Below are 13,609 nucleotides of genomic sequence, written 5' to 3' on the forward strand. Positions count from 1 at the left end.
AACTTACGTATCCAGCATCATTTTAGAAGAGAATAGGCGGAAACGTTTAGTAACTTAGGGAAAAGCCATGGTGCACTTGTTATTGCCTGCGGCGGGCGTCGGCAAACGGATGGGCGGCGATCGCAACAAACTGCTGATGACACTACAGGATAAACCGCTCTTTAGTTGGACGCTCCAGGCAGCGGCGGCGGCGGATGCGGTGGCCTGGATTGGCATCATGGGACAGCCTTTAGATTTTCCGGACTTTGAGGCAATTTTGGCCGATTTAAAGCTTTCTAAGCCTGTCCAACTGATTCGAGGTGGCAAAACTCGCCAAGAGTCAGTTTATAACGGCCTACAAGCCCTTCCTCCAGAGGCAACCCAGGTGTTGATCCACGATGGGGCGAGGTGTTTGGCCACCCCAGCACTATTTAATCGCTGTGCAGCGGCCCTAGAAACCTGTGAGGGCTTAATTGCGGCGATCCCCGTCAAGGACACCATTAAGGTGGTAGATGAACAAGGTTGGGTCAAAGAGACGCCGGAGCGGGCACATCTCTGGGCTGCCCAGACGCCCCAGGGGTTTACGGTGCAGCGCCTCAAGGATTGCCACGAAAAAGGCAAAACCCTGGGTTGGGAAGTGACGGACGATGCGGCTTTGTTCGAGCGTTGTGGTCTGCCTGTGAAAATTGTCTCTGGGGAAGAAACAAACCTCAAAATTACGACGCCGGGGGACTTGGCGATCGCCGAATTTATTTTGCAGAGCCGTGATGAAATGCCAAAAACCTAGGAGCTGGAAACCTCGGTGCTTTTTAACGGTAGCGGTTTGGGGTGGCGGTGCCGTTGGGTACGGTAAACCTGGATGGGGCGGTCAATGCCTTTAAATCGCCCGGCACCCATGGGAATAAATAAATCCTGGTGGCGATCGCCAATCGCTTGATATGTCGCATCGGTGATCACACATTCCCCCGGCGGACAAATGGTCTCAAGGCGGGCGGCAAGATTCACCGTTCCCCCCAGAACCGTGTAGTCCACCCGCTGGGAGCTGCCCACATCGCCCACAAAAGCCTTGCCGCTATTTATCGCAACCCGCAGTTGAATCGGTTGGGGCCAAATATTTTGTAAATTTAGTTGATCAAGGCGGTTGAGCATCCCCATGGCGGTGGCGATCGCCCGTTCAGCATGGTCGATCTGGGGTTCTGGTGCCCCAAAAAACGCCATAATGCAGTCGCCAATAAACTTGTCGAGGGTTCCCCCCTGGGCAAATACCGAGTGGAGCATCTCCTCAAAAAAAACGTTCAGCAAATCCGCAATGGCACTGGGGGAAGACTGCTCCGCAATGGGCGTAAAATTAACGATATCTGCAAATAAAATACTGATTTCCGCTTCCCTAGGGGGGAGTCGCCCATTTTTTAACGCCCCCACCGAAATTAATTGATGTACCACCGCAGGCGAATGGTAACGCTCTAGTTTTTGACGAATTTGAGCCTGTTCCTGGAGACGACGGCTCAGCAACCACCGTTGCACACTGGCCGCCAACAGATGACCAATGGTCGAAAAAAACTTAAATCATCATCGGTTAACGGTTCTGATTCATCTAACTTCAAGTGGGCATCACCATACAGAACTCCCACCACTTTTGTTTGATCCCATAGGGGCACCGCCAACACTCCCCGAATCCCCTTTGCCAAAATGCTATCTTCCCCCGCAAAGCGCTGGTCGCTCTGGGCATCTACGGATTTGAGGGCAACTCTTTCTTTAAAAACCTTTTGGCAGACCGATTGACTAATCCAAGCACTGGTGCGGATGGCCGGGTGATTATCCGGGAGACTCTGGGCCGCAGCACTGAGGAGTTCTAATTTGCCATTGCCCCGAATATCAATGAGCAGCGCCAGCCGTTCTAAGCCTGGCAATTCCTGAAAAATAACATTCCGGGTCAGGCGAAAAATAGCTTCAATGGATTCGGCAGAACTAAGTTGTTTCACAATGTCCACCAACTCCTTGAGGCGGGCGATCGCCGTTTCCGTGTGGGGCTGATGACCATAGCCTTCTTCCCCCTGTAGCCATTGCTCCTTGAGATCTTCGGCGTTACGGAGAATGGTGCGCCCCGATCCCCATGGGTCGGCCTGTAGATCTGTCGTTTCATCGAGGGTCACATTCTGGAACGTGACTAAAATTGAGGCATGGCCCAGACGGATTAAATCTCCTTGGCGGATCGTTTGGGGCTCAGTAATCCGGACGTGATTAAGATATGTGCCATTGGTGCTGCCCAAGTCCTCTAAAACCCAAGCTTGTTGTCGCCGTTTGATCCGGGCGTGGTACCGGGAAATTTGGGTCATCTGTAGCGAGAGACTACATTCAGGCAAGCGACCGATCACAAACTCCCCTTGATCGACCACCACAATACGTTCTGGGTAGCCCTCAGCTTGGATGCGGAGTTGCAGATCAGTCATAGGAGTTTCACGGGAAATAACACGTGCCAGTGGCCTGCGAAAAAAATTGCTGAATTTAAATAGTCAAAGCGATGACAGGGGAATTCTGCCCACGGAAGTTCAGAAAACAAGGGGAAATTTTGCTCGGCTTGTCATAAAAAGTCAGCGCCCGAAGCGGAGATTCATCCCTGAGTGTAGCCCAAGGAGGATATTTTTCTGTCTAAAGATAGTGGCGATCGCCACAAACCGTTAAGGAAGTTCTGGCAATGGGGGCAATTGGATCGGTATCGCCTGGGTGGGGGGTAATAGGGCCGGGGGAAATGTGAAAGGCAAGTTTTCGGTCAGATCTGCACTGGCGATCGCCCCTTGAAATTCAAAGCGCCACACTACAGAGCCATCGGCTTGGGGCAAGCGTTGGAAGGTGGGCGACCAAGTGGGAGGAATTTCCCCAGTCCAAGTTAAAACAATGCGGGTGGTGCGGTCATTAAATTGGCCAATGCGCAGTTGGCGAATAGTGCCGTCGTAGGCCTGGGTCAAGGTGGCAGCGGGCCAGCGGGTATCGGTCAGGTCAATGATCAGACGAGTCGGATTACTGAGGCGAGAATATTGGGGAATCGTCGTTGGGGCGGTTTGGAGGCGGAGTTGCTGTGTTTGGGGGTCAAAGGCCCAGTCTTGGAGGGGGGGTAACTCTGGCGATAGATCGGCGATCGCCTTGGGGCTGTGGCTCAGTCCGGCTACCAACACCAGCACTACACAGACACTCTGATTAAAATATTTTTGGATTAACCCAACAGCCATTCTGAGGCCCGTTCTCCCAATTCCAAACGAATACTAATTGCTTTGCCGACCCTGGGGCGTTCTGTGGTTTCTTCGAGGTAAGTATGGACTTGTTGACTCACACCCCATTCCCCTAAATAAGTGGCGATCGCCTGGAGATGTTCCTCATATTGAGCCTCCGAGAGGGGAAAAGAAACCTGTTCCAAATATTTCCACATCACCTGGAGATACCATTCCCCCTTAATTTGTCGCAGTTGGATGTCATAGGATCGTCCCCATTTACGCCACAAAAGTTCCCGTAGTTCTACACCATTCATCGCCCAGTCCTCCTGTAGCCATTGACATTTCTGTGGCCAAAAGCTTAATCTCAGCCGATCTGTAATAATTTATCTACAAAACTTTGTTAACCTTTTTAAAGGCTATTCGGCAACCAACTAAGGCTCAAGCTCAGGTAAAACGCCATCTTTGCTCGCCATTTGGATGATATTCTTCATAGGAAGTATTGTAGAAACGCTTACATAACTATACAAAAAGGCTCTGATTATGACTCAATTATCAGGTTCCTCCGATGTTCCAGATCTAGGTCGTCGCCAATTTTTGAACCTCCTCTGGGTGGGGACGGCGGCGGGAACGGCTCTCGGTGGTTTATATCCCGTTATTAAATATTTTATTCCTCCTTCTAGTGGTGGCGCTGGTGGTGGCGTGATTGCTAAAGATGCCCTCGGTAATGACATTATCGTTAGCGACTATCTCCAAACTCACACCGCAGGCGATCGCTCCTTGGCCCAAGGCCTCAAAGGGGATCCCACCTATGTAGTTGTCGAAGGAGATAACACCATCTCCAGCTATGGGATCAACGCCATCTGTACCCACCTTGGCTGTGTCGTCCCTTGGAATACCGCTGAAAATAAATTCATGTGTCCTTGCCACGGTTCTCAGTATGACGAAACCGGGAAAGTTGTCCGCGGCCCGGCCCCCTTATCCTTGGCCCTTGTCCATGCGGAAGTGACTGAAGATGACAAGATCTCCTTCACCGACTGGACAGAAACCGATTTCCGTACTGACGAAGCTCCTTGGTGGGCCTAAAAACCCCCATATGGGTTCATCCATTAGAGAAAACGCTTGTAAAAATTTACGATGAAAACACCTGAACTGATGGCAATCTGGCAACGGCTAAAAACTGCCTGCCTCGTGGCGATCGCCACCTTTGGTTTATTTTTCGCCAGTGACGCCCTTTTCCCGCAAGCCGCTGCCGCCTATCCCTTTTGGGCCCAGCAAACCGCGCCAGAAACGCCCCGCGAACCAACGGGTCGGATCGTGTGTGCTAACTGTCACCTCGCTGCCAAAGAAGCAGAGGTGGAAATTCCCCAGTCTGTCTTACCCGATCAAGTTTTTGAAGCCGTTGTCAAAATTCCCTATGACCACAGCCAACAGCAAGTTCTAGGGGACGGCTCCAAGGGTGGCCTCAATGTTGGTGCTGTTTTGATGCTTCCTGACGGTTTCAAAATTGCGCCCGCTGATCGTCTCTCCGACGAACTGAAGGAAAAAACCGAAGGTCTCTACTTCCAGTCCTACGCTCCGGATCAAGAAAACGTTGTGATCATTGGGCCGATTTCCGGTGATCAATACGAAGAGATCGTTTTCCCGGTACTCTCCCCCGATCCGAAAACCGATAAGAACATCAACTACGGTAAATATGCAGTCCACCTCGGTGCGAACCGTGGCCGTGGTCAGGTTTATCCCACTGGTGAACTAAGCAATAACAATCAATTTAAAGCGTCTGCTACCGGCACCATCACCAATATTGCGGTGAATGAGGCTGCGGGCACTGATATCACCATTTCCACTGAAGCGGGCGAAGTGATCGATACGATCCCGGCTGGCCCCGAAGTGATTGTTTCTGAAGGTCAGGCGATCGCCGCTGGTGAAGCCCTCACGAACAACCCCAACGTCGGTGGATTTGGCCAAAAAGATACAGAAGTTGTCCTCCAGAATCCCGCTCGCATCTATGGCTACATGGCCTTTGTTGCTGGGATTATGTTGACTCAAATCTTCCTCGTTCTGAAGAAGAAACAGGTAGAACGGGTTCAAGCCGCTGGCCAACTCGACTTCTAAATTACAAGAAATTTAAAATTGTGCGAAGGCAGACTCCGGTCTGTCTTTTTTATTGCTGATGTGCTTGATTTGCCGCGATCAATGTTTTCAAAGTTTCCATCGTGCGGTGCAATTCCTGGGCGAGGGGATGGGATAAATCGAAGATTTTCAAAAGTGAGTTGTAATACCAAAGGGTGCCCTCTTTTTCGCCTTTAAAACGGGGCCAGAGAGCTTCACCGATCCGTTGGTAATCCCGCAAAATAGATTGGGCATTGTAAAGTTTATCGGCCATGGCAACGAGGTGCACTGAGGCTGAAGCTGTTCGTAGATGCTGGAGGTAAGCTTCTTTGCGTTCCCGCCAAGGCTTCTTTTTTTCACCATCAAAACTATCGGAACAGCCTTCGACAATGGTTGCCACCCGCTCGCCAAATTTTTCACAGATTAAAGCTCTGGTTTCCCATCCCCCTTGGTCTTCGATGGCATCATGGAGCAGGGCGGCGATCGCCTCGTCTTCATCACCCCCAGCTTCGAGCACTAAACTGGCAACCCCCAGGAGATGGGCCACATAGGGAACGCCAGAACCTTTACGCACTTGCTGACGGTGCAATTTTTCCGCAAAAACCAGCGCTTCAGAAAATCGGTCAGAGAGTTTCATCAACTTAATGCCTAGGTTGCATTTGCACCAATCCTAACCAATGAACTAGGCAGGATTGTGCCTCATTAATGGGGAAGAGAATTAAGACAGTTCATCGGATTTGTCACCAAACCAGAGACCCAGTTTTTTCACCACCCAACTGAGGATTGCCCCCAACATCAAAATACCAATGGCTGGCGTAAACACAGGCTCCCAGAGGGAATACCACAAATCCCAGCCCAGATTAACCCCCGATGAGCGGCCAACTAAGGCGATCGCAAACCAAAAAAAGGCGAATAACACCATAAACACATCCGCGACCAATAGACGATCTAACCACAGGGTAAATTGCTCTTTCATGTCCTAATCTAAATCTGTCCATTTAGAATATACGGCAGCCTGCCCCCGGTAATTCCCCGCCGGGTCGAGTAAGTCCCAAAGCTTAACATCCTCGATCCGTACCCGCTTTCCGCTCTTGGTAATGCGCACCCCCGAAAAACCCGTTTTAAACCCATAACTACGGCTGCTCGCTAACAATTGATTGCGCTCTGCCTGTACCTGTGCCGAAGGTTCCGCCGATTGTCGAGAGGGCATCTGTAACAACTCCTCCCAAGACCGTTCCCAAAGTTCTAAACCGAGACGAGAACCATAGTTATAAATTGGGTCGGCCTCCGTGCCATGGGAAAATACCACCAGCGGCGCGTCAAATAAAATCGCCGCCTGCTTTTGGGGGGATTCACTGCGATCAATCAAATCCGCCCCAAACCAATGGTGATAACTATCCAAAATAAGCTGCACTTGGGCGATCGCCGCTGGGGTGAGCCAAGGTTGAGTGGTCATAGTATCTAGGCAGTTACGAGGGCTTCAACGGCTTCTCCGGTTAGGCTAAAGGCCCGTGCTTCGGTGATTTTGACCGCAACAATTTTTCCTTTGAGTTCGTTAATCTCTCCCTCAAAAAAGGTGAGGCGGTTGCCCCGGGTCCGTCCCATAACCTGACTCGGATTTTTCGGATTTTGATCTTCAACAAGCACTTCTTCGATCCGTCCGGCATAGCGTTGGGAGCGTTCCGCTGCTTTTTGGGCGACCAAATGATTCAAACGTTGAAGGCGATCGCCTTTTACTTCCTCTGACAATTGATTATCCCAAGTGGCGGCGGGGGTGCCGGGTCGGGGAGAATAGGCCGCCGTATTTAATTGATCAAAACCAATCTCATCCACCAATTTGAGGGTGTTTTCAAACTGCTCTTCCGTTTCTCCGGGGAACGCCACAATCGCATCCGCACTAATGGAAGCATCGGGCATATAACTCCGAATGGTATTGATAATGCGGCGATATTTTTCGTGGGTATAACCGCGTCGCATCGCCTTAAGCACCTCATTGTCCCCAGACTGGAAAGGAATATGAAAATGCTCACAAACCTTGGGTAACTCCTGGCAAGCCTTAATCAAGCGTTCCGTAAAGTAGCGGGGGTGACTGGTGGCAAAGCGAATCCGCTCAATGCCCGGCACATCGTGGACGTAATATAAAAGGTCAGTGAGGGTATATTTATTCCGGCCCTCCGCTGTGGTACCCGGTAGATCCCGGCCATAGGCATCGATGTTTTGACCGAGGAGCGTGACTTCCTTAAACCCTTGTCGCCCTAGTTCTTCCATTTCTGCCCGGATCGCTTCTGGATAGCGCGATTGTTCCGTGCCCCGTACCCCAGGGACAACACAATAGGTGCAGTGCTCATTACAGCCGTAGATCACATTGACCCAGGCCGTAACCGTGCTGTCTCGCCGGGGTTTCGTAATGTCTTCAACGATATGGATTGGCTCCGTCGCCACCACCTGACTTCCCCCTTCAACTTGCTCTAACAAATCCTGGAGACGGTTGGCATGTTGAGGCCCCATGATCAGATCCAGTTCCGGGACACGGCGCAGGAGACTTTCTCCTTCCTGTTGGGCGACGCAACCAGCGACGATCAGGGTGAGGTCGGGTTTTTCTTGTTTCCGCTTAGCCTGACGACCGAGGTAAGAGTAAACTTTTTGTTCCGCATTATCCCGAATCGTGCAGGTGTTGTAGAGGACGAGATCTGCAGCATAGGGATCTTCGGTGAAGTGATAGCCCATCTCTTCGAGGATGCCTGCCATACGTTCAGAGTCGGCCTTGTTCATCTGACAACCGAAAGTGGTAATGTGATATTGACGAGGCTTAGTCATGGTCGTTTCAAAAATAATGGGCTAGGCAAATTAGCAGCTTTTTATTCTACCAATTTAGGTTTCGCTTGTGGGAGATGGGGATGTGAATCCGCCAAAACCTCGATGTGAGTTGTGAAAACTCTGGATCACGCTATCCCAGGGGGAGCCTTGCCTATATACTATGTCTAATATTTTTGATGTGTATTTTTGATTACAGCAAAGCTAGCCTCTGATTTTTTGTGGTCGAAAACCGAAAAAGAAAGGGTGCTTTGTGGCTATTGGTGAACTCGCTAAAATTTGGATGAATACGGAATCTTATTTTAATCACCCGACATTTGGGATGCTCTTTCGGATTTGTGAACTGGAAGACAAGCAAGAGTTATTTACAACGCTCTATGCCCAGCGGTTATTTTTCATTGTGCACCAAGATACCAATGGCATGAGTTTTGAGTCGGTCACCCGGATGGATGCCCGGTTAAAAATGGAAAATCGCCTGCGTCAGGTACGCCGATCCGGTGCCATGGCTGAGTTTCAGGTATTACAGGCGCTCTATAAACGGACGTTCCAATAAGCGAGTTAGTTGAGTCTAAAATTTACGGGTCATTTTTTTAGTAATGTCAGATGAGATCGCCGAAAATATTGCCCGACTACGGGAAGAAATCCCCCCGGAGGTGCGCCTGATCGCCGTTAGCAAAACCCACTCTGCGGCAAAAATTCGCCTGGCCTACGCGGCGGGAATTCGAGATTTTGGCGAAAATCGGTTCCAGGAAGCCCAGCAAAAACAAGCGGAATTAGAGGACTTGCCGGATATCCGGTGGCATTTTATTGGCCATCTGCAAAAAAATAAGGCAAAAAAGGCGATCGCCCTTTTCGATTGGATTCATACCGTCGATAGTCTCGCCCTCGCCCAAAAACTGGATCAGTACGCCGCCGATTTAGAAAATCCAGCCCGCTGCTGTTTACAAATCAAACCCCTGCCTGACCCTAATAAATTTGGCTGGGAAATTCCCCAACTCCTGAGCGATCTACCGCACCTCGCCACCTGTCAACACCTCAAGCTTCAGGGTTTAATGACAATTCTTCCCCTGGGGCTTTCTCGCGCTGAGACCCAGATGGCCTTTGAACAAGTATTTTCCCTCAGGGAACAACTGAATCAAATGGCAAGCTTACCGGAGCAATTAACAGAATTATCCATGGGAATGTCCGGTGATTATCCCCTGGCGATCGGGGCTGGAGCAACAATGATTCGCGTTGGCCAGGGGATCTTTGGGGCACGGGAATAAGCCAATCTAACCGCTGAAAAATTTGTTGATCACCCCAGTGAATGGCCGCAGTTCTATAAAAAATTTTGAAATTGATCCTCTTGCAACAAATCTATTGATGAAAAATATCTAGAATTTGCAATGTTCGATTCACAAAATCTTATCAATGTCGATTCTCCAAAACTTCACTTTTAGGGCAAAATAAGCCATATGTCCCAAGGCGATCGCTAAGCTTAAGAATTTTAAATTGGCGAAACCCTAGATAATTCATCCCTTAGAATATGCTCAAAATTACCTAAGTCTTGGTCAAGTCTCTTCACCCTTCGAGCCTTATATCCTGGACAAACAATTTTTGGAGATGTTGCCCACCATCTACCAAGCCGACGAAGCATATCATCAATCAATATTGAAAACCCTATAACCAAGGATATTTAGCCCCATGTTCAACAGCATACGTAACTTCCTAGGCTTCAGCGAACCAGAAGAATACGAAGAATACTATGAAGGGGAAATTGATAACAACGATTATCATGCCCTCTATCCTGCTGAAATGCCCACCCCTTTGCCCGAAGAGAGTGCGCCTGCCCCCCGTCGTCTACCTGAAAACCCTACCGTTGCTTCTAACTTTGCCATGAACTCTAACACCACCCCCACTCGTAACAATGTCATCGGCCTCCCTGGCGTCAGTAACTCCCCGGCTGAAGTGGTTGTTTGTGAGCCCCATTCCTTTGAAGAAATGCCTCAAATTATCCAAGCCCTTAGGGATCGACGTTCCATTGTCCTCAATCTCAACATGATGGATCCCGACGAAGCACAGCGGGCAGTAGATTTTGTTGCGGGTGGAACCTTTGCTATTGATGGCCACCAAGAACGGATTGGCGATAGCATTTTCCTCTTCACACCGAATTGTGTACAAGTCACAAATAGCTTAAGCCGCGAAGAAACTCCTGCCACCCCGGCTCGCCCAGCGGCCCCTGCTCCCGCTTGGAGTGATGAGATGACACCGATGGCCCAGGCTCAATAAGAATTGGCCCAACAAAAACGCTGTAAGGTCTAAGGCGATCGCCAAATTTTGGGGATAGATTTTCTGTCCCCTTTTTGGTGCGCTGCATTTGCCTTCTGGGAAAAAATCAGTCAAGATGAATGCGTCATTTCAGGGATGAATGTGAAGAATTAAAATGGCGGCAAAATTCGGCATGATTGGCGGTGGTGTCATGGGAGAGGCCCTCCTGGCACGGCTCCTCAAGGAACAAATTTACTTGCCAGCAGATGTGATTGTGAGTGAACCTGTGGCGGAACGGCGGGCTTATTTACAGCAGGAATATCAGGTGGGTGTCACGGCCAGTAACCAGGAAGCGGCGATCGCCTCTGAGGTTCTGATGTTGGCAATCAAGCCGCAAATTTTCAACCAAGTCAGTACCGAAATCCAAGGTCAACAGCTATCAACGCGCCCCCTTGTGTTGTCAATCCTCGCTGGGGTGACCCTGGCTCAGTTACAAGACGGTTTTAGAGACTATCCAGTGGTACGGGTAATGCCGAATACACCGGCGATTATTGGCCAAGGGATGACGGCGATCGTCCCTGGGGATCGCGTTTCAGAGGCCCAGGTCGCCCTCGCAAAACAAATTTTTGGGGCCGTAGGTGAAGTGGTGGCAGTACCAGAGTCTCTGATGGATGCGGTAACTGGACTTTCTGGCTCTGGCCCGGCTTTTGTGGCCTTGATGGTAGAAGCCCTCGCCGATGGCGGCGTTGCGGCAGGCTTGCCCCGGGCCACAGCCCAACAACTCGCCCTCCAAACGGTCAAGGGAACGGCGGAATTACTCCAAACCTCCGGATTACATCCCGCTCAACTCAAAGATCGGGTAACCAGTCCGGGGGGCACTACCATCGCTGGTGTTGCGGCCCTTGAAGCCCACGGGTTTCGCTCAGGGGTCATTGCTGCTGTTACCGCGGCGAAGGCCCGTTCTGTCGAGTTAGGCCAAGGATGAAGTTACTGCAGGTACTAGATGCGGCGATCGCCGGTGTTGATCTCACGGTTGAGGCCGGAGTATTCCTCCTTTCCCAAACGGAGCCGGAGGCCATCGAAAGTATCCGCATGGCAGCTGATACCCTCAGACAGACGCTTTGTGGGGAAACCGTTACCTACGTGGTGAACCGCAATCTAAACTTCACTAATATTTGTGAGCAGCACTGTCACTTTTGTGCCTTTCGACGGGATGCGGGAGATCCAGATTCCTTTTGGCTCGATCAAGCACAACTCCAGGAAAAAGCAGCGGCGGCCTGGGCGGAGGGGGCAACGGAACTGTGCATCCAGGGGGGGTTAAATCCCCAGGCGAAACGCAATGGGCGATCGCTCGACTACTACCTCGATTTGGTTGCTGCTTTGAAGGATGCTTTTCCGGGTTTGCATCTCCACGCCTTTTCTCCCCAGGAAATTGAATTTATTGCCCGCGAGGATCAGCTGTCCTTCCAGGATGTAATCATTGCCCTCAAGGACGCTGGCGTTGGTTCCCTACCGGGTACGGCGGCAGAAGTCCTCGACGATCAGATTCGTCGTCAAATTTGCCCCGAAAAATTAAAGGCGGCAACGTGGCTAGAAATTGTCAGTACAGCCCATCACCTGGGACTACCGACCACCAGCACAATGCTCTGTGGCCACATCGAAACACCATTGCACCAGGTACAACATTTAGACCAGATCCGGCAACTGCAACAACAGGCGATCGCCGAGGGTAAACCCGCTAAAATTACCGAATTTATTCTGTTGCCCTTCGTTGGTCAAGCCGCGCCCCAGGTACTCCGCAAAAAAGTGGGCCGGGATCAACCAGATCTACAGAAAACCCTGTTATTAACGGCAGTGGCGCGTCTCTTCCTTGGCAAATGGATCATCAATCACCAGCCGAGTTGGGTCAAACTGGGCTTAGGGGGGGCCACCACTGCCCTCCGTTGGGGCTGCAATGATTTGGGCGGCACCCTCATGGAAGAGCACATTACAACCATGGCGGGGGCCCAAGGGGGAACCTGTTTAACGGTCTCTCAGCTACGAACGGCGATCGCCTCAGTGGATCGCCTTCCCGCAGAACGTACCACCCTCTATCAGGATCGACATAGCCGTCGGGGGAGCTCAGCCGATATGATCTAATGGGAAAGTAAGTAACGATAAAAATTTTTTAATTACAGTCCGCTAAAAGTCCAAGCTTTTTTGATCGATATTTTTTTAGGAGAATCGCACAATGGATTTGGTCGCACTCCAAAGCCTTTTAGATAACACTTCTTTTCTGGTTCTTTTCTTGACGATGCTCCTCTACTGGGGCGGGGCTGCGTTTCCGAACATTCCGGGCTTAACCGGTTTAGGCACCCTCGGCGTGGCGATCGCCAATCTCTGCATGGCCACCCTCCTGGGAGCCCGTTGGTTAGAAGCCGGCTATTTCCCCCTCAGCAATCTTTACGAATCGCTCTTTTTCCTCGCCTGGGGGGTAACTACCATGCACCTCGTCGCCGAATGGATGAGTCGCAGTCGTTGGGTCGGTGTGATTACTGCTCCGGTTGCCATGGGGATCACGGCTTTCGCGGCCCTTTCTCTTCCGGCGGAAATGCAAAATTCAGCCCCTCTTGTTCCGGCTCTCAAATCCAACTGGCTGATGATGCATGTCAGTGTGATGATGATTAGCTATGCCGCATTGTTGGTGGGATCTTTACTGGCGATCGCCTTTTTAATTGTCACCAAAGGCCAGAAAATTGAATTGCGGGGCAGTTCCGTTGGTAATGGTAGCTATCGACTCCGCCAGCCCCAAAACACCACCGACGAAACCCCAGTGACCGTAGTCGCTTTTCAGAAAACCGAACCCCAAAGTAACGGTAATACTGCCGTCCTAGCATCCCCTGACCTCCAGCAGCTCACTACGACCCCAGCTCTCAGTCCCCAGATGTTGAGCCTTGCCGATACCCTCGATAACATCAGCTACCGCATCATTGGCCTAGGATTTCCGCTTTTGACCATTGGGATTATTGCCGGTGCCGTTTGGGCCAACGAAGCCTGGGGTTCCTATTGGAGTTGGGATCCCAAAGAAACCTGGGCCCTCATCACTTGGTTAGTTTTTGCCGCTTATTTACACGCCCGTATCACCCGGGGTTGGCAAGGTCGACAACCCGCCTTTCTCGCAGCGGCAGGTTTTTTCGTCGTTTGGGTATGTTATCTAGGGGTCAATATTCTTGGTAAAGGATTGCATTCCTACGGTTGGTTTTTCTAAAAAT

General features: G+C 50.8%; 17 protein-coding genes. 9 read left to right on the forward strand and 8 right to left on the reverse strand.

Translation table 11 applies throughout. From position 1 onward, the window contains the following. The first annotated feature begins 70 nt into the window (after positions 1-70). Positions 71-766, forward strand: a complete 696-nt coding sequence (gene ispD, locus AACR41_RS12535) for a 2-C-methyl-D-erythritol 4-phosphate cytidylyltransferase (protein ID WP_030006420.1) — start codon at positions 71-73, stop codon at positions 764-766. Here ispD and AACR41_RS12540 read toward each other — a convergent pair. The 4 genes from AACR41_RS12540 to AACR41_RS12555 form a co-directional block, all read right to left on the reverse strand. Continuing rightward, positions 763-1,515, reverse strand: coding sequence for an adenylate/guanylate cyclase domain-containing protein (locus AACR41_RS12540; RefSeq protein WP_339367642.1), 753 nt, complete (start codon positions 1,513-1,515; stop codon positions 763-765). The genes ispD and AACR41_RS12540 overlap by 4 nt on opposite strands. Then, positions 1,485-2,429 carry an FHA domain-containing protein gene (locus AACR41_RS12545; RefSeq protein ID WP_223209874.1) on the reverse strand — a complete coding sequence of 315 codons (945 nt, stop codon included), beginning with the start codon at positions 2,427-2,429 and terminating at the stop codon, positions 1,485-1,487. The genes AACR41_RS12540 and AACR41_RS12545 overlap by 31 nt, the downstream gene beginning before the upstream one ends. Before the next feature lie 228 nt (positions 2,430-2,657). Then, entirely contained in the window at positions 2,658-3,206 is a 549-nt protein-coding gene (locus AACR41_RS12550; protein WP_030006421.1) for an AMIN domain-containing protein, read from the reverse strand. After that, positions 3,191-3,502, reverse strand: a complete 312-nt coding sequence (locus AACR41_RS12555) for a DUF3067 family protein (RefSeq protein ID WP_030006422.1) — start codon at positions 3,500-3,502, stop codon at positions 3,191-3,193. The genes AACR41_RS12550 and AACR41_RS12555 overlap by 16 nt, the downstream gene beginning before the upstream one ends. Positions 3,503-3,728: 226 nt before the next feature. Between AACR41_RS12555 and petC the strand changes: the two genes are divergently transcribed. Beyond that, entirely contained in the window at positions 3,729-4,271 is a 543-nt protein-coding gene (petC, locus tag AACR41_RS12560) for a cytochrome b6-f complex iron-sulfur subunit (protein ID WP_012307519.1), read from the forward strand. Positions 4,272-4,322: 51 nt separating this feature from the next. After that, complete coding sequence (petA, locus tag AACR41_RS12565) at positions 4,323-5,300, forward strand: cytochrome f (RefSeq protein ID WP_030006423.1); 978 nt, start codon at positions 4,323-4,325, stop codon at positions 5,298-5,300. A 49-nt stretch (positions 5,301-5,349) separates the two neighbouring features. On the opposite strand, the gene AACR41_RS12570 is transcribed toward petA, so the two are convergent. The 4 genes from AACR41_RS12570 to miaB form a co-directional block, all read right to left on the reverse strand. Further along, complete coding sequence (locus AACR41_RS12570; RefSeq protein WP_030006424.1) at positions 5,350-5,934, reverse strand: HD domain-containing protein; 585 nt, start codon at positions 5,932-5,934, stop codon at positions 5,350-5,352. Positions 5,935-6,015: 81 nt separating this feature from the next. Further along, positions 6,016-6,273 carry a hypothetical protein gene (locus AACR41_RS12575; protein WP_030006425.1) on the reverse strand — a complete coding sequence of 86 codons (258 nt, stop codon included), beginning with the start codon at positions 6,271-6,273 and terminating at the stop codon, positions 6,016-6,018. Between the two features lie 3 nt (positions 6,274-6,276). After that, the gene (locus AACR41_RS12580; RefSeq protein WP_030006426.1) at positions 6,277-6,753 is read right to left on the reverse strand and encodes an MEKHLA domain-containing protein; all 477 of its coding nucleotides are present in this window, start codon (positions 6,751-6,753) and stop codon (positions 6,277-6,279) included. Between the two features lie 5 nt (positions 6,754-6,758). Further along, positions 6,759-8,114 carry a tRNA (N6-isopentenyl adenosine(37)-C2)-methylthiotransferase MiaB gene (gene miaB, locus AACR41_RS12585; protein WP_030006427.1) on the reverse strand — a complete coding sequence of 452 codons (1,356 nt, stop codon included), beginning with the start codon at positions 8,112-8,114 and terminating at the stop codon, positions 6,759-6,761. 280 nt (positions 8,115-8,394) lie between these two features. Here miaB and pipX point away from each other — a divergent pair, with 280 nt between their 5' ends. The 6 genes from pipX (at position 8,395) to ccsB (ending at position 13,605) form a co-directional block, all read left to right on the forward strand. Next, complete coding sequence (pipX, locus tag AACR41_RS12590; RefSeq protein WP_012307526.1) at positions 8,395-8,664, forward strand: transcriptional coactivator PipX; 270 nt, start codon at positions 8,395-8,397, stop codon at positions 8,662-8,664. A gap of 43 nt (positions 8,665-8,707) precedes the next feature. Beyond that, a complete protein-coding gene (locus tag AACR41_RS12595) occupies positions 8,708-9,376 on the forward strand; it encodes a YggS family pyridoxal phosphate-dependent enzyme (protein ID WP_030006428.1) in 669 nt (222 codons plus the stop codon). A 418-nt stretch (positions 9,377-9,794) separates the two neighbouring features. Continuing rightward, positions 9,795-10,379 (forward strand): cell division protein SepF, encoded by a 585-nt coding sequence (locus AACR41_RS12600; protein ID WP_030006429.1) that lies wholly within the window; start codon positions 9,795-9,797, stop codon positions 10,377-10,379. 154 nt (positions 10,380-10,533) lie between these two features. After that, positions 10,534-11,343 (forward strand): pyrroline-5-carboxylate reductase, encoded by an 810-nt coding sequence (proC, locus tag AACR41_RS12605; protein ID WP_030006430.1) that lies wholly within the window; start codon positions 10,534-10,536, stop codon positions 11,341-11,343. After that, positions 11,340-12,497 carry a 7,8-didemethyl-8-hydroxy-5-deazariboflavin synthase subunit CofH gene (gene cofH / locus AACR41_RS12610; protein ID WP_030006431.1) on the forward strand — a complete coding sequence of 386 codons (1,158 nt, stop codon included), beginning with the start codon at positions 11,340-11,342 and terminating at the stop codon, positions 12,495-12,497. Before proC ends, cofH begins: the two co-directional genes overlap by 4 nt. Positions 12,498-12,588: 91 nt before the next feature. Next, positions 12,589-13,605, forward strand: a complete 1,017-nt coding sequence (gene ccsB, locus AACR41_RS12615; RefSeq protein WP_012307531.1) for a c-type cytochrome biogenesis protein CcsB — start codon at positions 12,589-12,591, stop codon at positions 13,603-13,605. The last annotated feature ends 4 nt before the right edge of the window (positions 13,606-13,609 follow it).

This window comes from Picosynechococcus sp. NKBG042902 (assembly GCF_963864045.1).
Classification (GTDB): Bacteria; Cyanobacteriota; Cyanobacteriia; order Cyanobacteriales; family MRBY01; genus MRBY01.

Excerpts from the sequence above, each read along its gene's own strand:
- AACR41_RS12545 (WP_223209874.1), bottom strand. The coding sequence starts at position 2,429 with ATGACTGATCTGCAACTCCGCATCCAAGCTGAGGGCTACCCAGAACGT.
- AACR41_RS12550 (WP_030006421.1), bottom strand. The coding sequence starts at position 3,206 with ATGGCTGTTGGGTTAATCCAAAAATATTTTAATCAGAGTGTCTGTGTA.
- AACR41_RS12555 (WP_030006422.1), bottom strand. The coding sequence starts at position 3,502 with ATGAATGGTGTAGAACTACGGGAACTTTTGTGGCGTAAATGGGGACGA.
- petC (WP_012307519.1), top strand. The coding sequence starts at position 3,729 with ATGACTCAATTATCAGGTTCCTCCGATGTTCCAGATCTAGGTCGTCGC.
- petA (WP_030006423.1), top strand. The coding sequence starts at position 4,323 with ATGAAAACACCTGAACTGATGGCAATCTGGCAACGGCTAAAAACTGCC.
- AACR41_RS12570 (WP_030006424.1), bottom strand. The coding sequence starts at position 5,934 with ATGAAACTCTCTGACCGATTTTCTGAAGCGCTGGTTTTTGCGGAAAAA.
- AACR41_RS12575 (WP_030006425.1), bottom strand. The coding sequence starts at position 6,273 with ATGAAAGAGCAATTTACCCTGTGGTTAGATCGTCTATTGGTCGCGGAT.
- AACR41_RS12580 (WP_030006426.1), bottom strand. The coding sequence starts at position 6,753 with ATGACCACTCAACCTTGGCTCACCCCAGCGGCGATCGCCCAAGTGCAG.
- miaB (WP_030006427.1), bottom strand. The coding sequence starts at position 8,114 with ATGACTAAGCCTCGTCAATATCACATTACCACTTTCGGTTGTCAGATG.
- pipX (WP_012307526.1), top strand. The coding sequence starts at position 8,395 with ATGAATACGGAATCTTATTTTAATCACCCGACATTTGGGATGCTCTTT.
- AACR41_RS12595 (WP_030006428.1), top strand. The coding sequence starts at position 8,708 with ATGTCAGATGAGATCGCCGAAAATATTGCCCGACTACGGGAAGAAATC.
- AACR41_RS12600 (WP_030006429.1), top strand. The coding sequence starts at position 9,795 with ATGTTCAACAGCATACGTAACTTCCTAGGCTTCAGCGAACCAGAAGAA.
- proC (WP_030006430.1), top strand. The coding sequence starts at position 10,534 with ATGGCGGCAAAATTCGGCATGATTGGCGGTGGTGTCATGGGAGAGGCC.
- cofH (WP_030006431.1), top strand. The coding sequence starts at position 11,340 with ATGAAGTTACTGCAGGTACTAGATGCGGCGATCGCCGGTGTTGATCTC.
- ccsB (WP_012307531.1), top strand. The coding sequence starts at position 12,589 with ATGGATTTGGTCGCACTCCAAAGCCTTTTAGATAACACTTCTTTTCTG.